The 21,821-nt window shown below is 35.5% G+C and carries 22 protein-coding genes; 13 read left to right on the forward strand and 9 right to left on the reverse strand.

Annotated elements, in window-relative coordinates; translation table 11 throughout:
* Positions 1-16: 16 nt before the first annotated feature.
* The gene (locus BUE24_RS21700; protein WP_073321222.1) at positions 17-799 is read left to right on the forward strand and encodes a hypothetical protein; all 783 of its coding nucleotides are present in this window, start codon (positions 17-19) and stop codon (positions 797-799) included.
* Between the two features lie 46 nt (positions 800-845).
* Here BUE24_RS21700 and BUE24_RS21705 read toward each other — a convergent pair whose 3' ends face one another.
* Both BUE24_RS21705 and BUE24_RS21710 read right to left on the reverse strand, forming a co-directional pair.
* Positions 846-1,418, reverse strand: coding sequence for a TetR/AcrR family transcriptional regulator (locus BUE24_RS21705; RefSeq protein WP_073321225.1), 573 nt, complete (start codon positions 1,416-1,418; stop codon positions 846-848).
* 26 nt (positions 1,419-1,444) lie between these two features.
* Positions 1,445-1,918 (reverse strand): TspO/MBR family protein, encoded by a 474-nt coding sequence (locus tag BUE24_RS21710; RefSeq protein ID WP_073321227.1) that lies wholly within the window; start codon positions 1,916-1,918, stop codon positions 1,445-1,447.
* A 96-nt stretch (positions 1,919-2,014) separates the two neighbouring features.
* On the opposite strand from BUE24_RS21710, the gene BUE24_RS21715 reads away from it, so the two are divergent.
* The 3 genes from BUE24_RS21715 to BUE24_RS21725 are packed head-to-tail and all read left to right on the forward strand — an operon-like array spanning position 2,015 to position 5,006.
* Positions 2,015-3,100, forward strand: a complete 1,086-nt coding sequence (locus BUE24_RS21715; RefSeq protein WP_073321230.1) for a diphosphomevalonate decarboxylase — start codon at positions 2,015-2,017, stop codon at positions 3,098-3,100.
* Between the two features lie 48 nt (positions 3,101-3,148).
* The gene (locus tag BUE24_RS21720) at positions 3,149-4,084 is read left to right on the forward strand and encodes a mevalonate kinase family protein (protein WP_073321232.1); all 936 of its coding nucleotides are present in this window, start codon (positions 3,149-3,151) and stop codon (positions 4,082-4,084) included.
* Between the two features lie 13 nt (positions 4,085-4,097).
* Positions 4,098-5,006, forward strand: a complete 909-nt coding sequence (locus BUE24_RS21725; RefSeq protein ID WP_073321411.1) for a geranylgeranylglycerol-phosphate geranylgeranyltransferase — start codon at positions 4,098-4,100, stop codon at positions 5,004-5,006.
* A 64-nt stretch (positions 5,007-5,070) separates the two neighbouring features.
* Here BUE24_RS21725 and BUE24_RS21730 read toward each other — a convergent pair whose 3' ends face one another.
* Positions 5,071-5,418, reverse strand: coding sequence for a hypothetical protein (locus tag BUE24_RS21730; protein WP_073321235.1), 348 nt, complete (start codon positions 5,416-5,418; stop codon positions 5,071-5,073).
* A gap of 477 nt (positions 5,419-5,895) precedes the next feature.
* On the opposite strand from BUE24_RS21730, the gene BUE24_RS21735 reads away from it, so the two are divergent.
* Both BUE24_RS21735 and BUE24_RS21740 read left to right on the forward strand, forming a co-directional pair.
* On the forward strand, positions 5,896-6,852 hold the full coding sequence (locus BUE24_RS21735) for a carbon-nitrogen hydrolase family protein (RefSeq protein WP_073321238.1): 957 nt from the start codon (positions 5,896-5,898) through the stop codon (positions 6,850-6,852).
* 47 nt (positions 6,853-6,899) lie between these two features.
* Positions 6,900-7,733, forward strand: a complete 834-nt coding sequence (locus BUE24_RS21740) for a pseudouridine synthase (RefSeq protein ID WP_073321241.1) — start codon at positions 6,900-6,902, stop codon at positions 7,731-7,733.
* Here the strand turns inward: BUE24_RS21740 and BUE24_RS21745 are convergent.
* The 6 genes from BUE24_RS21745 to BUE24_RS21770 form a co-directional block, all read right to left on the reverse strand.
* Positions 7,714-9,111 carry an MptA/MptB family glycosyltransferase gene (locus tag BUE24_RS21745; RefSeq protein WP_073321245.1) on the reverse strand — a complete coding sequence of 466 codons (1,398 nt, stop codon included), beginning with the start codon at positions 9,109-9,111 and terminating at the stop codon, positions 7,714-7,716. The two genes, BUE24_RS21740 and BUE24_RS21745, sit on opposite strands and share 20 nt — an antisense overlap.
* Positions 9,111-10,583: a cellulose synthase family protein gene (locus tag BUE24_RS21750; protein ID WP_073321248.1), complete on the reverse strand. Its 1,473-nt coding sequence runs from the start codon at positions 10,581-10,583 to the stop codon at positions 9,111-9,113. Before BUE24_RS21750 ends, BUE24_RS21745 begins: the two co-directional genes overlap by 1 nt.
* Entirely contained in the window at positions 10,583-11,275 is a 693-nt protein-coding gene (locus BUE24_RS21755; protein ID WP_073321252.1) for a glycosyltransferase family 2 protein, read from the reverse strand. Before BUE24_RS21755 ends, BUE24_RS21750 begins: the two co-directional genes overlap by 1 nt.
* The gene (locus tag BUE24_RS21760; protein ID WP_073321254.1) at positions 11,275-11,757 is read right to left on the reverse strand and encodes a toxin-antitoxin system YwqK family antitoxin; all 483 of its coding nucleotides are present in this window, start codon (positions 11,755-11,757) and stop codon (positions 11,275-11,277) included. The genes BUE24_RS21755 and BUE24_RS21760 overlap by 1 nt, the downstream gene beginning before the upstream one ends.
* Positions 11,758-11,896: 139 nt before the next feature.
* On the reverse strand, positions 11,897-13,486 hold the full coding sequence (locus BUE24_RS21765; RefSeq protein WP_073321257.1) for a 4Fe-4S binding protein: 1,590 nt from the start codon (positions 13,484-13,486) through the stop codon (positions 11,897-11,899).
* A gap of 50 nt (positions 13,487-13,536) precedes the next feature.
* Positions 13,537-14,838, reverse strand: coding sequence for an NAD(P)/FAD-dependent oxidoreductase (locus BUE24_RS21770; RefSeq protein WP_073321260.1), 1,302 nt, complete (start codon positions 14,836-14,838; stop codon positions 13,537-13,539).
* A 318-nt stretch (positions 14,839-15,156) separates the two neighbouring features.
* Here BUE24_RS21770 and BUE24_RS21775 point away from each other — a divergent pair, with 318 nt between their 5' ends.
* From BUE24_RS21775 to BUE24_RS21805, 7 genes are all read left to right on the forward strand, one after another.
* Positions 15,157-15,867, forward strand: coding sequence for a DUF547 domain-containing protein (locus BUE24_RS21775; protein ID WP_073321263.1), 711 nt, complete (start codon positions 15,157-15,159; stop codon positions 15,865-15,867).
* A gap of 85 nt (positions 15,868-15,952) precedes the next feature.
* A complete protein-coding gene (locus BUE24_RS21780) occupies positions 15,953-16,831 on the forward strand; it encodes a hypothetical protein (protein ID WP_073321266.1) in 879 nt (292 codons plus the stop codon).
* A gap of 31 nt (positions 16,832-16,862) precedes the next feature.
* Positions 16,863-17,861, forward strand: coding sequence for a glycoside hydrolase family 113 (locus BUE24_RS21785; RefSeq protein WP_073321269.1), 999 nt, complete (start codon positions 16,863-16,865; stop codon positions 17,859-17,861).
* Positions 17,854-18,591 carry a hypothetical protein gene (locus BUE24_RS21790; protein ID WP_244548195.1) on the forward strand — a complete coding sequence of 246 codons (738 nt, stop codon included), beginning with the start codon at positions 17,854-17,856 and terminating at the stop codon, positions 18,589-18,591. The genes BUE24_RS21785 and BUE24_RS21790 overlap by 8 nt, the downstream gene beginning before the upstream one ends.
* 64 nt (positions 18,592-18,655) lie before the next feature.
* Positions 18,656-19,915 carry a POTRA domain-containing protein gene (locus BUE24_RS21795; RefSeq protein WP_073321274.1) on the forward strand — a complete coding sequence of 420 codons (1,260 nt, stop codon included), beginning with the start codon at positions 18,656-18,658 and terminating at the stop codon, positions 19,913-19,915.
* A 59-nt stretch (positions 19,916-19,974) separates the two neighbouring features.
* Positions 19,975-21,237, forward strand: coding sequence for a POTRA domain-containing protein (locus BUE24_RS21800; RefSeq protein WP_073321277.1), 1,263 nt, complete (start codon positions 19,975-19,977; stop codon positions 21,235-21,237).
* Positions 21,238-21,436: 199 nt separating this feature from the next.
* Entirely contained in the window at positions 21,437-21,787 is a 351-nt protein-coding gene (locus tag BUE24_RS21805; RefSeq protein WP_073321280.1) for a hypothetical protein, read from the forward strand.
* Positions 21,788-21,821 lie beyond the last annotated feature (34 nt).

Raw genomic sequence — 21,821 nt, forward strand, 5'->3', positions numbered from 1 at the left:
CAATACCTCGTTAACTATGAAAAAAATTACCCTTTTCCTTGTTCTTCTTTTTGTTTTTGATGGATCGGCTATCTGGGCCAATAATGGGCAACCGATTGAAAAATTGCTATCTGAGTATATCAATAAGATGAATGCCCTTACACAAGGAACCAATAAAATGGATGTATTAGAGCTGTTTGATGAGAAATATAGTGGAAATACCGTATATGTAAACTTATCAGGCGCATTGGTAAGGAAAAACTATAGTAAGAAGGATATATCGTCCCAATTAGATGATATTATTGATGATAATAACTACAAGTTCAGGTTGACTCTGGATAAAGTAGTATTTAAAACCCAAAAGGAACGAGCAGGAACCATTTCTGCAGTAGTTAATTTCGAATCTTTTATCGATAAGCGGTTGGCAGAAAAAGGAACAATGTTGATGGATATGGTTGCCATTCGAGCCAATGGAGGATGGAAAATCGTACAAAATAATATGGTTCGTGTTTCTGAAGCCAAAGATATAGGAGAATGCGTTTGCTACTTGTATGGTAAAGGTACTACCAAGTTTGTCACCGAAGTATATTTTCCTACAGGGTTAGAATACAGTCAGGAATTTGATGCATTTCAGGTAACCACCAAGGATAACAAGAGAATTATCAAATCTGATAATAAAGAATTTTATTGGAGCAGAGATACCGGCAAACTTACCTTCAAAGGAGGGAATATTGGCAGAGCAGAAAATTCCAGAAAAGCCGTGGAATTTGTCTTAAAAAATCTGTATAAAGATTCCTGCGTGAACATTGTGTTTAATTAGCATCAAGAATGATATAAATAAAACCCGCAAAACGCGGGTTTTTTATTTAATTGATAATCGTCGAATCTTTCAAAAAACCTCTCCACGAGATTTCTATCGCCTGATTAATATGTTTTTCCTGAAGTTTTAACTGCTCGTTTTCGTGTATTTTCACTAGAGACACTACATTTCCAAAGAATAATTCTTCCATAACAAGGGTATTGTATGCCTTGAAGATTTTCTTTTTAATCCCTTTCTTAAAATACTCCTGAATTTCATTGTAGTAATCACGTGCCCTGTCTTTAAGAGATTGTGGGATCTCTGGAGAACGGGCAATTTGTTCGGAAAATATAAACGCCAAAGGGTTATTGATGAAATAATAAAATAAATTGAGCCACATCACGGTAAATTGCTTTTTTAAATCGTCTTCGGGTACATTTCTCATAACTACGGTACCAAAATCCTGAGTAAGCATTAGATATAACTCTGTTATAATTTCTTCTTTATTCTTAAAATGATGATATACTGTTCCGTTTGCAACGCCAGATTCTTTAATAATTTGTGAAAGAGAGGTTGCATTAATCCCTTGTTTAGTAATTAATTCTAGAGTAGTCTGTAAGACTATTGCTTTTTTGCTCATACAAAAACTTATTCCTTATTCTTCATTTAATTTAATCGCCATATGCCAAAATTTAATGCAGTCGCAAAAGCAACCCAGGCAATATAAGGGATAAGTAGGTAAGCGGCAGTTTTGTTTACAACTTTAAACCATCTAATGGTAAAAAATAACAGGATAAAAAGGGCAATAATATCCAGTAATGCAATTAATGGGTTTTGCAATCCAAAGAAAAAAATGGACCATGCAGCATTCAGTAATAACTGAAACCCAAAATGATATAACGCAATTTTTACCCATTTATGATAAAAACCTTTGCTCCATACAATTCCTGCTGCAACACCCATCATAATATATAAGATCGCCCATACTGGCCCAAAAAGCCAGTTTGGTGGGGTAAATGAAGGCTTATTAAGTGTTTGATACCACGTATCGATAGATGTCTTAGTAGCAATACTACTTAAAAAACCTATTAAAAGGCATAATACTACGGCAATACCAATACGAAATAACTTTATTTTCATTAAAATGAGTTAGTGCAATACTAAAATAGCAATTTATTTTAACTACTTATACTTTTAAGTCCTATACAGCACTTATATTTGCTTAAATTTTATCCCATGAACGATTATCTTGAATTTACTTCTTCTGTTGGTGCAAATTTACCAAAAGAAGGAATAATAAGCTGCTCTTCTCCCAGTAATATTGCATTAATCAAATATTGGGGTAAACGTCCAGTGCAGTTGCCCGAAAATGCATCGATCAGTTTTACACTGGATGCATGTAAGACAACAACTTCACTTAAATATGTGCTTCAAGATCTAATTTCAGAGGATTTTAATTTCACCTTACTTTTTGAAGGAGAACCCAAACCTGAATTCCGCCCGAAAATTAAGAAGTTCTTCGAACGTATCGAAAAATATGTTCCTTTTTTAAAAAAATACACTTTTACTATTGAAACCAGTAATACATTTCCACATAGTAGTGGGATAGCTTCTTCGGCAAGTGGTATGAGTGCATTAGCATTCTGCGTCATGCAGTTAGAGCAGATGATACATCCTGAAATGACCAATGAAGAATGTTTGCAAAAAGCATCATTTTTGGCACGATTAGGGTCTGGGAGTGCCTGTCGCAGTATAGAGGGACCTATGACAGTTTGGGGGAAGCACCAGGAGATAACTGGAAGTAGTGATGCCTTTGCGGTCAAATTTCCGTATCCAATACACCAACATTTTGAAAACTATCAGGATACGATTTTGTTGATAGACAAAGGCGAAAAACAAGTAAGTAGCACTGTAGGTCATGATTTGATGCATGGACACCCTTTTGCGTCCAAGAGATTTGAACAGGCTACAGAAAACATAACAAAATTAAAAGAGGTATTGACCTCTGGGGACCTTGATGCTTTTATTCAGATTGTCGAGAGTGAAGCCTTGACGCTACACGCTATGATGATGACTTCATTGCCCTACTTCATTTTGATGAAACCTAATACGCTGTCGGTAATTGAGAAAATTTGGGCATATCGTAAAAAAGCCGGATCCAAGATATGTTTTACTTTGGATGCAGGTGCAAATGTTCATGTTTTATACCCAAATTCGGAAAAAGAACAGGTTTTAGAATTCATTACTAGCGAGTTAGTTGCGTATTGCCAGAATGGGCAGTATATTTGCGATAAAGTAGGATGGGGAGCAAAAATATTGTAACTTTATCCTAGTAAGGCGACATATAAGATATAGATATACCCAGAACTAATGAAAGGACCACTATTTTATTCTAAGATATTATTGTTTGGAGAATACGGAATTATTAAAGACTCCAAAGGACTTTCTATACCTTATAATTTTTTCAAAGGCGCCTTAAAAGTTGCTGATGATTTGGATCAGGAAGCCAAAGATTCTAACCAGAACCTTAGAAATTTTGCAAAATACTTAGCAGAGATTCAGGAGCAAGGTGTGGTCAAGTTTGACTTGCAAAAGCTTCAAGAAGATATCGATGCCGGGATGCATTTTGACAGCAGTATACCTCAAGGTTACGGAGTTGGGAGTAGCGGAGCATTGGTAGCTGCGATCTATGACAAATATGCTGAAGATAAAATCACAGTTCTTGAGAATTTAACCAGAGATAAGCTATTAAAGCTGAAAGAGATTTTTGGATTGATGGAGTCGTTCTTTCACGGCAGCAGTTCTGGATTAGATCCGTTAAATAGTTACTTAAGCTTACCAATTTTAATACATTCCAAAGATAATATTGAGCCTGCAGGGATTCCTTCTCAGAGTACAGAGCACAAAAAAGGAGCAGTTTTCTTGTTAGATAGCGGTATTGTTGGTGAAACTGCACCAATGGTCAGTATTTTTATGGAAAACATGAAGCAAGAAGGTTTCAGAAACATGCTTAAGGATCAATTTGTGAAGTATACTGATGCTTGTGTTGATGATTTTCTTAAAGGAGACGTAAAATCTTTGTTTTCTAACATCAAGCAACTTTCACATGTAGTTTTGGATAATTTCAAACCAATGATTCCAAAACAGTTCCATACGCTATGGAAAAATGGAATTGAGACCAACGATTACTACCTTAAACTTTGTGGTTCTGGTGGTGGTGGTTACATCTTAGGTTTTACTCAGGATTTTGAAAAGGCTCAAGCTTCACTTAAAGACTACAAGTTAGAAGTGGTTTACAACTTTTAGAGATTAACTCATGTTGTTGAGTAGGAGAAATAAACTCTTTTTTTTAAAACTATTGAGTTTGTTTTCTGTGGTGCGTGGTTATAACATTCTAATCATCATCATTGCTCAGTATCTTACCTCTATTTTTATTCTGGCTCCTCATATCAAGCTGAGAAATGTTGTTTTTGACCCTAATCTTTTTGTGATTGTATTAGCGTCTGCTGGAGTAATTGCAGGAGGATATATCATTAATAATTTCTACGACAAAGAAAAAGATCTCATCAATAGACCCCAAAAGACGATGCTTGATCGTTTGGTAAGCCAGCAGACTAAACTTACTGGGTATTTTCTTTTAAATTTTTTGTCAGTAGTATTGGCAAGCTATGTGTCTTTTAGGGCGGTGGCTTTCTTTTCGCTTTACATTTTTGCAATTTGGTTCTATTCACATAAACTAAAGAAATTTCCAATTGTTGGGAATACAGTGGCATCTATCCTTGCTATCATTCCGTTTTTTGCGGTTTTTATCTATTACAGAAACTTTGATGAGGTCATTTTTGTACATGCTACCTTTTTGTTTTTGATGCTCATGATTAGAGAAATGATAAAGGATTTGGGGAACTTGAAAGGAGATATGGCACAAAATTATAAAACTATTCCTGTAGCCTATGGAGAATTGACTTCAAAACGAATCATAAGTGTCCTTATTTTAATTTCTTGTGGGCCTATCTACCTCTTGTTAACCAGATATGAGATTGGGTATATGTATTTGTATTTTTATCTGTGTGTGGCACTTCTTTTTATTTTGCTACTTGCGCTTTGGATATCAAAAGGGAGAACGCACTATGTTTGGTTACACAATATCCTGAAATTAATTATTGTAGCTGGTACTTTTAGTATTGTTCTTATCGATGTTAATATGATTTTGGATCGAATTCTCTGGTAAAATAAAACAGCTGTAGTAAAAAACCACAGCTGCTTAATTCTTCTTGTTCTTTATTGATCGAAAACTACGCTTGTGGCTTTACGATTTTTAAAGTTAATTGGAATAACTTGTTTCCGATTTTTACATTTTCAAGATCCACTTTCTTATAGTTTAATCTTGCTTTTACGTAATCTTCAATGATTTCTTTTTCTGCATCTACAGAAAGTACTACGATTTCTCCTTTGTTATTCAAAACAAATTCGATATCAGCTGTTAGTTCTTGTTTTTCTACTTTGATTTCTGGTCTCTCTAATAATACTGCTATTTGATTTCTTAGATCTTTTTCAGCATTTTTAGTAGGGTTCTCATTAGAAGCAAATAATGAACTTGTTCCTAATACAATTGCTAATACTACTACGGCTAACTTTTTCATTGTTTTTGGGTTTTAAGATTTGAGATTATTAAATAAATATTGTTGTTTTTGTTTTACAGGACAAATTTAGATCGAGCGTATATTTTTTTTGAGGTTTGTAGTTTATTAGAACGTGTCATTAGGATTACGTTTAAGTTAAAATGTGTGTGTTTTAACGTAAATTAAACTTTGATTAAAACATACTTTTTATATGTTTACTTTTCGAGGTTAATAGTAGAATAGATTTTAGTGTTGCTGTATTCTTAGTAAAGGATTCAAAACGATGCGAATTTTTCGTTTTTCAGACCTTTCTAATGTTTCCTTAATGTTAAGAAATACTTTTTTTGAATTTCTTAAAAATGAATTTAAACCACTATAAATCAGTTTTTTACATGTTAATTTATTGTTAATGAAATCTTAGGATTTCTCTAATGATGCATGAAGAAAGGATCAGTAGATTTTTGATCAAAGTTTAATAAAAAAAGCTAAAACTAGTTAATGGAAAATCAATTACTAAAAGTCGCTTTGGCGCAAATAGCACCAGTGTGGTTAAACAAAGAAGGGACCCTACAAAAAATTGAAAACTCGATGCGAGAGGCTGCAGCTCAAAAAGCCGAATTAATCATTTTTGGAGAAGCTTTATTACCAGGGTATCCTTTTTGGGTTTCTCTCACCGATGGGGCTCAATTTGATAGTGCCGTACAGAAAGAAATACATGCACACTATGCTCAAAACGCTGTTGTAATTGAACAGGGAGATCTGGATACCGTTTGTACCATTGCCAAAGAACATAATTTAGCGGTCTATCTGGGGATCATAGAACGTCCTTTGGATAGAGGAGGTCATAGTTTGTATGCTTCCTTAGTTTATATTAATCAACAGGGAGAAATCAAATCGGTGCACAGAAAGTTACAGCCTACCTACGAAGAGCGATTAACGTGGGCTCCAGGAGACGGAAATGGCCTAAGAGTACACCCTCTTAAAGCATTTACTGTTGGAGGGTTGAATTGTTGGGAAAACTGGATGCCTTTACCTAGAACAGCTTTATATGGTCAGGGAGAGAATCTGCATATTGCTGTTTGGCCAGGGAGTGATTATAATACCAAAGACATTACGCGCTTTATTGCGAGAGAATCCCGATCTTATGTTATATCCGTGTCAAGCTTGATGCGAAAAGATGATTTCCCGAAAAACACCCCGCATCTTAATGAAATTCTGAAGAACGCTCCGGAAATTTTAGGAAACGGAGGATCTTGTATTGCCGGACCAGATGGTGAATGGGCGATGGAGCCTGTATTACACACAGAAGGCTTATTGATAGAAACACTCGATTTTAACAGAGTATTGCAGGAAAGACAAAACTTTGACCCGGTAGGGCATTACTCAAGACCAGACGTGACGCAGCTAAGTGTAAATCGCGAACGACAAAGCACAGTGTGGATTGATGAAGAATAGTTGTTTTCCTTGTTTCTAAAGAACTATCTTTGCACAAAAATAAATACATGAGTCGAGGAGGTAATTTTGGCAAAGGAAATAACAGAGGGAAATTTGGGGGTAATTCAAAAAGAAGACCATCTTCAAAAAGTGGTGCGCCTGAAAGGAAACCAAAGAATGTGGTAAAACAAGAATCTGATGAGATTCGACTCAATAAATTTGTAGCTAATTCTGGAGTATGTTCCAGAAGAGAAGCAGATCTGTATATCCAAACAGGAAGTGTGTGGGTAAATGGAAAACCAGTGACCGAGATGGGATATAAGGTAAAGCTTACCGATGAGGTCAAGTTTGATGGTCGTCTCATCACTCCCGAGAAGAAAGAATATATTTTATTGAACAAGCCAAAGGGTTTTATCACCACAACAAGTCCAGAGAAAAATAAAACGGTCATGGAGCTTGTGGCAAACGCTTCAAGAGTTAAGCTTAAGCCCGTGGGGAGATTAGAACGCAATACTACAGGTTTGTTGTTATTTACCAATGATGTTGACCTGGAGAAAAAACTAACGCATCATAATACCGATGTGCGAAAGATTTTTCATGTAGAGTTGGATAGAAATCTTAAGTTCGAAGACATCGAGAAGATCCAAAATGGTGTGAAGCTAGACGAGGGCTATATCGAAGTTGAAGAAATCTCTTATATCGAAGGCGCTTCAAAAAAAGAAATAGGAATCCAATTGAGCTCTACAAAAAACAATATCATACACAAACTTTTTGAGCATTTCAGATATGATGTGATCAAATTGGATAGAGTAATTTTTGGTGGCCTGACAAAGAAAGACTTGCCTCGCGGTCATTGGAGAAAACTAACCGAACAAGAAGTGATCAATCTGAAGATGTTGTAAGTACCTCATGAGTTTTGTTTCCTCGCATCTTATAAATTTCCCAGATTAAAAATCCAAAAACAATTAGATATTCTAAAGCGACCATCCATAGGTTTTCTTTAAAATCAGGATGAATATAAGCCGTATAGCTAAATACAATGGTAAAAGACCATATCACAGGAAATCTATACTTGGTAAATACGCATAATGCTAATGGTACGGCCAAATACCATGGATGTACTGTGGTCGATAAAAAGTAATATGCACAAATACCGAGCACCATTGCCGTTATCATTTGTGGTGTGGATTTGTTTTTTCTGAAAAATGTGAGGATCAAAAGAATACTTATAGTTACCAAAGGAAGGATTTTACCAGCAGTTTCTATCACGTTCCAACCTACAATTTGATAACCAATCCAGCGTATGATAAAGTAAATACTGGCATTAAATTCAAAATTCTGAAACCAAAGACTAATGGTTTTGGTAAAGTTTTGTACAAAAGCTTCAGACAAAAACGGAACAAAAGTCAAGACTACTGTTGTTAAAACTATAACGTAAAACCCTGTTAATCTCAATAGCCCCTGAAGAGGTTTTGATTTTTGATTCTCTTTTTGCGTTAAAACAAACTTCTGAAAGAATATTGGCAAGAAAAGCATAGGGATTAACTTTACCGAAATAGAAAATGCAAAAATGACTCCAGCCCAATACCAATATCCTTTGTGTAAAAGGTATAAAGCCCAAACTAAGAAAAATACCATAATGGCTTCAAAATGAAGGTTTCCGGTAAGTTCGATGATGATAAATGGATTTAAGATATACCAGAATATATGATGTGTTGGTATTTTGAGTGATGCTAACAGCTTTTTTCCAAGGAAAAAGGTGCCGACATCAGCCAAAATAAGTAGTATTCTAAATACCATAGCAGATCCTAGAATACTTTTATTGGCAAAAATTGCAGCAATCAAATAGCCTAATTGGCTAATGGGGGGATAATTGGTGAAATGACTTCCATTTAGTGTTCCCATACCTGTATAGAGCTCTGCAGCCTGATCGATAGGAGCATTGCCTTGGGCAATCCAAACTTCGGGTAAGGATAGGTATGGATTGTATCCTTCTAATAACATTCTTCCGTCCCAGATAAAACGATAAAAATCTTGCGATAGATTAGGGATAGCAAACAAAAACACCAATCGAAAAAGTAGGGCAGCAATGGCAAGAAATCTCCATTGAGTAGTGTTTTCCTGGATGAGCTTATAGTATATAACAAACAAGCCTCCCCAAAGGAAAATCATTTTTACAAAATCAGTACGAACCAGTTGGTAGGCAAAACTCCAATAGAATAATAATCCCAGTACAACAAGAAGTATGGAAAACTTATGGTATTTCCATTGTTGTAACATTATAGCTTAGAGGTTACCGACTTAAAGAATACAAAACCAAAACCAAGGAATAACATGATGTGGAATAAAAACAGACCAAAATCCTGTAATTCGAATGCACTATACAATGCAAAGCCAAAATAAGCCATCAGCAGGGCTTCTATAATCGTATTCCCTGAAATATTTTTGTTGATATATTTATTTCCTTTCCAGGAGTCCTTTAATGATTTTACATTGAACTTTGGAGTACGTACGAATTCACTTTTCTTTCCAAAATGACCTTCAAGTACTGCCATCGAATTGTGAACAGAGAATCCCATTGCAATAGAGAAAAAAGTAAAAAACATTTTGATGTATTCCATAAAATTCCAGAATCCTTTTCCGTGTATTTTTTTGAAAGTGAACCAATAACAAAAGAAAAAGATTACAGTACTCAGTGCAAAGAAGGCGATCACATTAAAATACCAGCTAAACATCGGGTTGCTGTTCTTGATATACATCACTGGTACACTTAAAACAGCTACCAATAATACTAACAAAAACATGCTACTATTTAGTAAGTGGAAAAAGCTATGAAACTTTGTTTTGAAAGGAACTGACTTGTCTTTAAGTAGTTTCCAGTATAATTTTTGGAAGTTTTCTGCAGCACCCTTATTCCATCTAAATTGTTGCGAACGCGCAGCGCTTATCACTACCGGTAATTCTGCAGGGGTTTCTACTTCCTCCAAGTATTTAAATTTCCATTTCTTCAACTGTGCGCGGTAACTAAGGTCAAGATCTTCGGTAAGTGTATCTCCTTGCCAGTTTCCAGCATCTTCTATACATTTCTTTCTCCAAACTCCTGCAGTACCATTAAAATTGATAAAATGATCTTTATAATTTCTTCCCACCTGCTCCATAGTAAAGTGGAAATCCAGAGCAAATGCCTGAATTTTGGTCAACATCGAATAATCTCGATTAATATGTCCCCATCGAGTTTGTACCACTCCAATATTCTCATCTTTGAAGTAAGGAATAGTTTGTAATAACCATTTCTTACCGGGTAAAAAATCGGCATCAAATATGGCAATAAACTCTCCTTTGGCAATTTTAAGTCCTTCTTTCAAGGCTCCGGCTTTAAATCCAGATCGATCTTCTCTTCGGATATGCTTTATATCTAATCCTGTTTTCTGAAGTTTTTCGATATGAGCAGCTGTAGAAACCACAGATTCATCTGTAGAATCATCAAGTACCTGAATTTCTAGTTTGTCTTTTGGGTATTCTAACTCTGCGATATTATCCAGTAAACGATCCATCACGTACAATTCGTTAAAAACAGGTAACTGTACAGTAACATGAGGGATTTCTTCTGGATTGGAAAAATCAAAAGTGGGAGCATTATCAGGTTGCTTTCGTGCTTTTAAATAATTAGAAAGCAGATTCAGTTGTGCCAAACTATACATAAAAATAATGAGTAGGGCCAATGTATACGTTATAATGATAGCAATATCCATTATGAAAAGCTATATTTAAAAATCCAACTTAAAATCTTAACGCCTGCAAATATAGCACCTTTTATGGTTCCTGAAACTTTTGAGACACCAATTCTCTTTTTATAGCGAACTGGGATTTCGGTATAACTATAGTGCTTTTTTAATGCTTTTAGTTGCATTTCTACGGTCCAGCCATAGGTTTTATCTACCATTTCTAAGTCAAGAAGTTTGTCGTACTTAATAGCTCTAAAAGGACCAAGATCGGTAAATTTTGCATTAAAAAAAAGTTTCATTAAACTGGTTGCTAACCAATTACCGAATATTTGCGGAAAAGTCATAGAACCAGATTCTCGCAGATTTTTTACTCTGGCACCGATCACAAGGTCTATATCCTTTTCTATTATGGGGTTGACAATTTTTGTAAGTTCTTCGGGATAATCGCTGTAATCACCATCCAAAAACACCACTATTTCGGGTTTAACTTCTTGCGCTGCGATATGCTCCATCCCTTTCAAGCAAGCAAAACCATATCCTTTTTGAGGTTCTTTCAGTACTGTGGCTCCAGCATTTTCTGCCACACTTTCGGTATTATCTGTAGAATTATTACTCACTACGATCACCTCCTGAACAATGTCAGGAATTTCTTTAATAACATGAGCAATAGAATCTTCTTCGTTAAAAGCTGGTATGATTACTTTTATGATTGGTGGCATTATAATGAAGCGTTGGGGTTGTCTCTTTTAAAGCTGAAAACGTCGGTCCACTCACCGGTTTTAATATCATTTACATAACGTTCTGCTTTGAAAAGTTTGCTGTTTCTATACAGTAGACAATATCCTTCTTTTTTATTGTTTTTATATTGGTATTTTCGCGTTATTCCGGCTGCAATATCGTAAATAATCCACCATTTCTCGGCTTTGTCATCAATAAAATGCCCTTCTTTTACTAATTCTTTGGTTTTAGAATAATAATACCAATAGCCATGTTTCTTGTTATTCTTAAAGTGTCCTTCTTTAGAAACAATACCATTGGGATAGTAAAAATGCCAAAAATCTACTTTAACTCCATCGTTTAACCAACCTTCGGCTTTTACTGTACCATCTGCGTAATAATCGTAATGATATTCTTTTTGCGAAAACGCAGTGAGGCCAGAAAATACAACAGCTAAGATGAGAAGTAGTGATTTATGAATCATGATGTATTAGTTAACAACACTGCATTAGACGAAAGCTAATCGGGATACTAACATTTTTTTTAAAGTTAATGAATTAAAAATGCCACACCTAATTTTTGGATGTGGCATTTGTATGAAGAAAGTATTCCAGTATGTATGCTTATTTATTGTTTACGTAATTCATCAAATCCACATCATTACCTAATAAAACTTCTGTAGGATTGATTCTACCTTCTAGCTTGTCATTCTCTAATTTCAGTACTCCTCTTGGACATACTGCAGAGCAAATTCCACAACCTACACAACTAGATCGTACAATATTCTCACCTTTTTGAGCATAAGATCGTACATCAATTCCCATCTCACAATAGGTAGAACAGTTTCCGCAAGAAATACATTGTCCTCCATTTGTAGTAATTCTGAATTTTGAAAATAATCGTTGTTGAAATCCTAGAATTGCCGCCATAGGACAACCAAATCTACACCAGGCACGATTACCTAGTATGGGATAAAATCCTGTACCGATCACTCCAGAGAATATGGAACCGATATATAAACCATAAGCAGATCTCATCGTTCCAGCCTTGATTAAAAATACTTCGTTTGTAGTCCCGGAAAAATGCATCACTACAAGAGCAATGATCACTGCAAAATACCCTATTGCACCATATCTGGCATCTTTACCTAATTCTTTTCTTTTAAATAATAAAACTCCGGCAAAAACAAGGGTCAAGAAAACGGCAACGCTAATCAAGAATACATCTTTTGTTAGCCAATATTTTTTGGGATCATATCCTAAATAGGTATACACAACGGCGGTAGTCATTACGACAGAAAAAACAAGTACGGTATGAATTAACCATCTTTCTAATTTCCATGCACTTACTTTTTTGCTGGATAATTGTCTGAACGCATCTCCTGCAGTTTCGGCCAATCCGCCACAACCACAAACCCATGAACAATACCATCTTTTCCCGTATTTATAGGTAAGAAATGGAGAAATTACAAAAATGGATAATATACCAAGTGCTAAAAGACTAAGACCAATAGTTTCAGTCTTGATAAAGGCATCTATTCTGTATTGATCAAAGTTATAATAATTCAATGGCCACATATTCTTAAGGTCATAGTAAGGCACATCTGAATTCATAACATACATAAATTCGGGTATCAAAAAGGCAAAACCTAATTGAAAAAACATTACAGAAACAGTTCGCAACTGTTGGTATCTATTATGTCTGTATTTCAGAATGAATTTATATCCAAAAGCAAGAATAGCTATAGTGTATAAGGTTCCATACACGAACCACTGGCTTGCTGGTCTACCACTTAATAAATTACTCAGGGGATCAAAAAGTGAAATCAATCCTGTATTGGCTTCTCCGTTTGTGCCCATCCCCAATAATTCTGGATAAAAGTACAAGACGATATAAAATGCGGTAAGTACTACTCCTGTAAGCCATCCTAATACTCCTCTAGAAGACATCGACTTGAACCAAACACCGTCATTTTTGATTCCTTCAAGCTTAGTGAGATAAGCATTGTTGGCAAATAAAACCGTACCCAGGGTAATCAAGCCCAAAGCAGCAGTTAAGAAGATTCCTTTGTTAGGGAAATTGGTGTTGACAAGAGCCAGTATCATGATAAACATTCCTACAAAGCCAATAGCTAGGGCTACTTTTTGTTTGGTTGTAATTCCCTTTGCATCTGGGCTAGCAAGAGACATACTATGATTTAATTTATTACTCATTTCTAATATTTTTTAGTCAAAAGACTTTTGTTGTTTTGATTTTTTGAAGATTAAGCGGTTTGAAATTGATGACTGTTATAAGCCGAAAGAATTTGGGATTCATGTTTTTTGTAGAATTCCGGATCAAAATTAGCTTCAGCCAGATTTGTCATAACATAATCCACATCTCTTTTTTCGGTCAGCCAACGATCAAAAACCTCGTGTCTCATTCGTATCCCAAAGGTGTTGATCCCCAAAAATTCTTTGGTGTCCTTATGGAAGGATACAGTGATACATTTGGTGTCGTCTTCATGTTTCCAATGAAATTGTTGTTCGTATTCTTGTGGTCTACCAAATACCCAACCATAGGTTTGATATTCAATATCCATAAATTTTGCACTATTAAACCAATGTCCAGGTTTGTATTCAATTCGATTTCCGCAGATTGTTTGTGCTACAGTTTCGCCCATCATACGTCCAGTATACCAAACGGCTTCAATAGGTCTTCGCATTCCAATGGATTCGTGTTGTTCGGCACAGTCTCCAATAGCATAGATATTAGGGATATTGGTTTCTAAAAACCGATTTACTTTGATTCCACGGCCTAATTCTATCCCAGATTCTTTTAAGAAATCAATATTTGGAGATACTCCGGCAGTTAATCCAACAACATCACAATCAATTACTTCTCCGGTTTCTTGTACGACGACCGCTCTGGCTTTACCATTTTCGTCGGCCAAAATTTCTTTTAGGTTAACTCCTAATCGTAAATCAATATGATGATTTAGAATATGTCTATTGATCATTGCGCTTTCTCCAGCAGGTAATACACCATTCCAGAAACTATCTTCTCTTACCAAAAAAGTAACTGGAATACTTCTGGAATGTAACATTTCGGCTAATTCGATTCCGATCAATCCACCACCTACTACTACAGCTCTTTTACATGTTTTATTATCCGGAGCATAATTCTCTAGATTCTCCAGATCCTGTTTGTGATACATTCCCATAACACCATCCAAATCCTGACCTGGCCATCCAAACTTATTGGGTTTTGATCCTGCTGCGATAATAAGCTTGTCGTAGCTCATGGTCTCTCCAGAATTAAAGACTAATTCGTTGGATTCATGCTTTACTTGAGATACAAAACCTTGTTTAAGTTCGATATTGTTCTTTTCCCAGAACCAATTTTCATAGGGTTGTGTATGTTCAAACTTCATATGCCCCATATATACATACATCAACGCTGTTCTGGAAAAGAAGTAATCTGTTTCGGCAGAAATAATGGTGATTCTTTTGTCAGACATTTTTCGAATATGCCGAGCAGCAGTGACCCCCGAAATACCATTTCCGATAATAACGATGTGTTCCATAAGTGATAGTTGTTGATTGTCAATTTTTAATGAGAAGTGAAAACTTCCCAAAGTAAGTCGTACATAAATATAAGAACTTAAGAGCTTCAAATAATTTAGAATCAGTCTAAAAACAACTGGGTTTGTAAGGAACGAGAACTAAATCGAACATGGTTCACTTTGTTTCTGGATGTAGAAAACAAATTGAACAAAATCAAAATTTATTTGTAAGCAGCACATTTTGGGTGCGACTGATAGACCGTTGCCAAGGTAATCAAGAATTGTAGAAAATTAGGATTTATCTTCATTATAAAGGATGAATCGACAAAAAAAATACTCATGAAAAAAGTAATCATTATCGCAATATTGTTGATCTCCCAATTAGGGTTTTCTCAAAGTACGTCGGAGTTTTTCAAAAAGGCGGACGCATTTTTTAAAACCTATGTGGTTAACGGTAAAGTAAACTATACAGAGATCAAGAAAGACCCCTCTTCATTAAATGAATTGATCGATCAGGCCGCAAAAATTCGAGTTTCGAAAAGTGAGCCTAAAACATTTCAAGCCTTTTATATTAATGCGTATAACTTGGCAGTGATAAAAGGAGTAACGAATAAATATCCAGTAAAATCACCTTTGAACATTAAAGGGTTTTTTGATAAAACCACCTACAATCTAGGAGGTAAGCAAACCACGCTTAATGATTTGGAGAATAAGATCCTTCGTAAGAATTTTCCAAAAGAAGCTAGGTTTCATTTTTCTCTGGTATGTGCCGGTTTAGGATGTCCCCCAATTATTTCTGAAGCATATACCCCTGAATCTTTAGATAAACAATTACAACGTCAAACGACCAAAGCACTTAATAACCCAAGGTTTATCAAAGTAAAAGGAAACAAAGTACAGTTGTCTCAAATCTTTGAGTGGTACAAAGAAGATTTTACCCATAACGGGTCAGAAATTGATTATGTAAATCAATTCAGAAAAGAAAAGATTCCTACCAAAGCTAAGATCTCTTACTACCCGTACAACTGGAATTTAAATGCAATCAAATAAATAATCATAATAATTAACTACATGTTGTTAAAATTAGGGAGTGATATGCCCTGTGTGTTTTAGTAATATGATAAATACTCAAAAAATGAAATCAACTAAAAACATCGTAACCACTTTTTTACTTTTGTTCGCGATCACTGTAGGGTTTGCACAAGACGAAGATGATCAGGGAGGTTCGGTAATTCAAACATTAACACCTTCAAAATTAATAGGTAAAGGTCAATACGATATTAAATGGTTCAATAACCTATATACGCAAACAGAAAGTACCTTTACAGATGGTGACGAACCCAGACAAACATTCTTTACTTCGACGGTAGAGGCATATACTGGTGTTGGGAATAACAAGCGATGGAATTTGGGAGTTATCCTTGAGTTTAGATCAAATGTAGTAGCAGACAGAGATGCACTAGAGGTTTTTCAATTTGATGGAGAAAGTAACACAGCTAGATCTGGGTTTACATCTTTTGCTCCTTCGGTGAAGTTTGTCCCCCTTAAAAACGTGAATAACTTCTCGATCCAAAGCTCATTTTTTATCCCATTAGTGGATAACGAAACGGAAAACGGAGTATTTCTTGATCAAAATGGATTTATCTGGCAAAATCGTTTCTTCTATGATTATACGTTTCCAGGAAATAAGTTCCAATTATTTACTGAGCTCAATTCTGAATTGAACTTCGGAAAAGAAGAAGACAGTTTTGCAAACAACAGTTTGCGTTTAACTCCGGGAGTATTTTTTAGTTACTTCCCAAGCTCAAAATTTACGGTGTTGGCTTTAGCTCAACATTCAGAATTAGTGGATTTGGGGAATGATTTTGATCAAAGCTTTACAGCACTAGGAGGTGGAGCAAAGTATCAGCTTACGAACGAATTAAACATAGAGGCATTATATACCAATTTTGTAGATGGAAGAAACACTGGATTGGGTGAAACTTTTAATATAGGTTTAAGAGCCGTATTCTAATAAAATTGTATTTTCAGCAGTAAAAAAACGAATGAAAAAGGTTTTTTTACTGCTTTTTACAATCATTGTTAGTGGATGTTCGGGTCAGCAAAACAAGATTAATGGGATTAGTTTTGTTGGCTCTCCACAAGAGATAGGTCCTGAAACTATCGATCCCGTGGTACAACTTAATGCCAATTGGGCTGCTGTGATGCCCTTTGGGTTTCTTAGAAATCTTGAAACACCAACTGTAGTATTTAATATCGACAGACAATGGTGGGGAGAGCGTAGGGATGGTGCCAAAAAAACCATAGAACTACTTAACGCCCGAGGTATAAAGGTGATGTTAAAGCCACAAATCTGGGTTTGGAGAGGCGAGTTTACTGGTGATATTAACATGAAATCTGAAGAACAATGGAAACAATTAGAGAAATCATACAAGGACTTTATTCTTTTGTACGCCAATTTAGCTCAGGAAATGCAAGTACCAATTCTATGTATCGGTACCGAGCTGCATACGTTCGTGCAAACCAGACCAAAGTATTGGAACGATTTAATCAAAGAAATCAGAGGTATTTATAAGGGTGAGTTGACCTATGCCGAGAACTGGGATCAGTTTGAAAAAGCTCCTTTTTGGAGCCAGTTGGATTATATCGGGATAGATGCATACTTTCCTGTCTCAGATAGTCATACACCAAGTATAGAAGAACTAAAGTCGGGTTGGCAAAGACATAAAGCAAAGATTGTAGCTTTAAAGGATAAAATAAAAAAGCCTGTTTTGTTTACAGAATTTGGATATCGAAGTATCCATTATACAGGCAAAGAACCTTGGGACTCGAGTAGAAATCAGGAACAAACTAACCTTGAAGCGCAAAACAATGCATTATCAGCATTGCACGAAGAATTCTGGCAAGAAAAATGGTTTGCCGGAGGGTTTTTATGGAAATGGTATCACAATCATGATGATGTTGGTGGGAATAATAATAATCGTTTTACCATTCAGAATAAACCCGCAGAAGCATTAATTAGATCTTTATATAAAATTGAATAGATATCTATCATATAGTATAGGTTTGGTAATCATCTTTTTCTTTTCGTGTAAAAGTGATGATGATCAGGTTGCAGACAATACATTGGCTGCTCTGGTAGCTGTCAATACTATAGAAATTGATAACGTGATTGCTTGTGCCAGCTCATCTCCAGACCAACAAAATGAAACCATTACCTATCTCTATCCCAGACCTGGAGCTACAGATATCAGATATTTTGAAACTTCTTCTTTAGATGTGGATAAAAATGATTTTACTGCCTACCGCAGCGTAGCTATAACTCCTACTGATTTTTTTAATGGATATCTCAAAAAATTCAATAGAATTTCAGACAATGAAAAATGGGTGATTATTACCTTTTTCGAAAATGGAGTACTACATATTTCTAATCCCATTCGGCTGAAACATCTTACAAAACCTACAGAATTTAGTGATCAGGTAACTGTCGATACTGGTGTTGCAGGAATGCCAATATTTAGTTGGAATGATGGGTTTTTTGATGATAACAAGATATATTTTCAAGTTGTTTCTGATCGTAATGACGAACTATTATCAGGTACATATACTTTCGAAAGGCAATTTCAATACTACAAATTAGATAATGTTGTCCTTAATATTACCAGAGATACTCCACCTACTTTAGAGGTAGGAGAGGATTACGGATATACATTGATGGGGGTGAGCGAGGATAATTGGGTCAATCTTTTGCTTCAAAGGCAATTTCAGCCTTGATTTATCCCATAATCTTGTAAGCTAAGCCATACTCATTCGTCTATAGCAGTACAAAAAAATTGCTATGAAGAAGATCCTAATTTCTCTGATTTTCTTGATGACTTGTTGTGCTTTTTCTCAAGATGCGGTAGTTGCAGAATTACGCATTAATGGATTAAAAAGAACCAAGGAATCTTTTATAAGAAAATTAGTTAAGGTAAAACCGGGTGCTGCCTATGATTCGTTACGTGTAGCTACCGATATAGAACGTCTAAAAAGACTTCCGGGAGTCGCCAATGCTGAGTCAGAGCTGCAAAAAGAAGGATCTGATTATGTGATTACCTATACTATTGAAGAAAACTTCACCATAATTCCTGGGATCAATATTGCTACCGATAACAATGATGAGTTTGCGTTTCGGGTTTCGCTTTTCGAATTTAATTTATTAGGAAGAAATCAGATTTTAGGAGGGTTTTATCAACGAGATGTCTTCGATTCTTATGGGGGATATTGGGAGGCTCCTTATCTTTTTACCAATAAGTTTGGATTTGGAATCAATTACAAAAACCTGGTCTCTCAAGAGCCTGTTTTCTTCGAAAATGACAATACTGTAAATTACCGTTTTGATACCAAGACTTTTGAAGCAAATCTGTTATACGAATTTAATTTTCACAATAGAGCAGAAGTAGGGATTAACATCGCCAGCGAAGAATATGATTTTCTGGAAGGTGATCTGCCTTTGGGAACTCCAACTCGGCTTACGGCAGATAAAATCACATATAGAGGAGAATACGAGTATAATGATATTGATATCGATTATCAGTATGTGTCTGGTTTTAGGAGCCTGTTAGATGTACGTTTCGTAACTGGCGGCGAAGGATTACTCAACGACTTTTTTATCGGAAGAAATGATTTTGAATATTTCAAAAAAGTCGGAAAACTGGGTAACTGGGCAAGTCGACTACGACTGGCTTATGCATCAAATGATGATACTCCTTTTGCTCCTTTTGCTGTAGATAACCAATTAAATATTCGTGGCGCAGGTAACACTATCGATAGGGGTACTGCAGCCATTGTTTTGAATACAGAATATCGCCACACTTTTTACGAAAAAGGCTGGTTCGTGATACAGAGTAATGTTTTTATTGATACAGGAACATGGCGTAATCCAGGAGGAGATCTGGTAGAATTAGTAGATGGCAGCACCTTGCGATTTTACCCTGGTTTAGGAATACGTTTGATCCACAAACGTATTTTTAATGCTGTTTTTAGATTGGATTATGGTTATGGTATTGGTGATGATGCTACCAACGGAATTACCTTTGGGATTGGCCAATATTTTTGATTTAGAGTGTAATAAGACTTACATTTGTGATAAAAATTGCTTCATACAAATCGAACTAAATGCGAAAAAGACTAATTCTTGTCTTACTTACCCTATTGTATTGCTTTTTTGGTCAAGCCCAGGAGAATACCATCTCAGAAATTGTTATTCAAGGGAATAAAAAGACCAAGACTTCGGCACTACTCAAATTAAGCTCTATAAAAAAAGGAGCTACATTGGATTCGCTGCTTATTGAAGAAGATATCAAACGATTAAAAAGATTACCTTCTATCGCGCATGCCTATTATCAGGTGCATCAAAAAGAAGAAGGATATCAAGTAGTTTATGGAGTTGAAGAAAACTTTACGATCATCCCTTCTGCTAATCTTTACACTACTAATGACGACGAGTTTGCCTTCAGATTGGGATTGTACGAATTTAATCTATTAGGCCGTAATATTACCTTGGGGGGATTGTATCAATATGATATTTATAGTTCTTATGGGATCAATTTAAGAGCTCCATTTTTGTTTAGTAAGAAATTTGGATTGGCTTTAAATTATAGTAACCTCACTACCGAAGAACCTGTTTTTTTAGAGAATGGAACTGCAGATTATAAGTATAACAATACTTCATATGAATTATTAGGTCTCTATCAGTTCAACTTTCAGAATAGAATAGAACTCGGGGTAAATTACTTTAATGAAGATTATGAGTACAAAAGAGGAGTAACTGCAGAAGGGATTCCTCAGGATTTTGATGTGAATAAGCTCTTGTTCAAGCTTATTTATGAGTATGATAATTTGGATTATGATTATCAATATGTTTCAGGTTTTAAAAGTACGTTTAATGCGCAATATGTAATTAGTACACAAAATGTGCTCCCTGATTTCATCATTTGGTGGAATGACTTTTTATATCATGCTCGTATAGGAAAAAAAGGAAACTGGGCCTCGAGACTTCGCCTAGGTCTGGCGTCTAATGATGATTCTCCATTTGCTCCTTTTGCAGTAGATAATAACTTAAATATTCGAGGTGTAGGAAATACCATTGACCGAGGAACCGGTGTAATTGTATTAAATACAGAATACAGGCATACGTTGTACGAAAAAGATTGGTTTGTACTGCAAAGTAATATGTTTATCGATGGGGGAAGTTGGCGAAATCCTGGTGGAGATTTTGGAGATTTTGGGGATTCTCAAAACTTTCGATTGTATCCTGGAGTAGGTCTACGATTTATACATAAAAGAATCTTTAATGCCACTTTTAGAATCGATTATGGGTATGGAGTTACAGAGGATGCTACCAATGGTTTTGTTTTTGGCATCGGGCAGTATTTTTAATCCATGAGATAAGTCGTGTGATTTTAAAGGAATCGTTGGTTAATTTAAACCTTGCTTCAATAGATTTTAGAAATTTCACATCAGATGTGTCACTATCAAGAGCGTATTTTGTAGGTTGTTTGTTTTTGTGATTAGTGATGCAATTAAAAATGATTACATTTAAGTATAATCAATTGTTAATTTCAAATTATACGTATAGATGAGAAAGTTTTTAATGGCAATTTTAATCCTTGCATTAGTACCTGCTTGCAGTAGTAATGATATTACTGGCGAATATACCTGTGAAATGCCCGATGGAACATTTGGATCAGTTTTGAAATTCAAAAAAGGAGGCAAGTTATTTTTGGATTTGGTCAAACAAGAGTGGGTAGAACGATCTCCTAACTTGGGTGATAAGCTCAACGTTGCAGGAACCTACGAAATCATCGATGATAAGATCGTAATCAAGTATTTTGATGGATATCAAACCCATACCTTGTCCAAAGTTGGCGACAAGTTAACTTCAACTACCAATACGTTTCGATTGTGTACTTGCCAAACAAAATTGTAGATATAGGCAATACAAACGAAGATTTGGATAAAAA

The sequence above is a fragment of the Aquimarina spongiae genome, from assembly GCF_900141785.1.
In the GTDB taxonomy this organism is placed as follows: Bacteria; Bacteroidota; Bacteroidia; order Flavobacteriales; family Flavobacteriaceae; genus Aquimarina; species Aquimarina spongiae.